At 53.8% G+C, this 353-nt stretch carries 1 protein-coding gene; it reads right to left on the reverse strand.

What is annotated here, in order from left to right; genetic code table 11:
* Window positions 1-132: 132 nt before the first annotated feature.
* Window positions 133-353: hypothetical protein (locus GUI70_RS22800; protein WP_161884534.1), on the reverse strand; the 221-nt coding region annotated here is incomplete at its 5' end.

A 353-nucleotide genomic window follows, 5' to 3' on the forward strand; every position in this document is an offset into this window, starting at 1 on the left:
CAACACACCGCTTTTGGCTGTGCCTGTCGAGGGACAACAGGGAGATCGACGGTTTTCCCCGTCTACAACAGCCCTAAACCAAAGTTGTCCGGTACTGAGTTGGTAGGCCCCTTGCTCACATCGCCTCATGCCCTAACGAATGTCGAAGACGAGCAGCAGAATGACCGCCACCAACAGAAGGCAGGCAGTAACGCGCTCGATGAGCATGTCTATCCAGCGCTCTTTGTGAAGCGCTGCCCTTTGCCTTTGTTGTGGAGCACCTTCCATCTCTTCACCTGATTCTTCAGGAACAAGGTGATGGTTGGCCGTCCACCACAGCACCACACTGACCACCAACATAAAAATGATCAGGG

This window comes from Deinococcus alpinitundrae (genome assembly GCF_009982895.1).
GTDB lineage: Bacteria > Deinococcota > Deinococci > Deinococcales > Deinococcaceae > Deinococcus > Deinococcus alpinitundrae.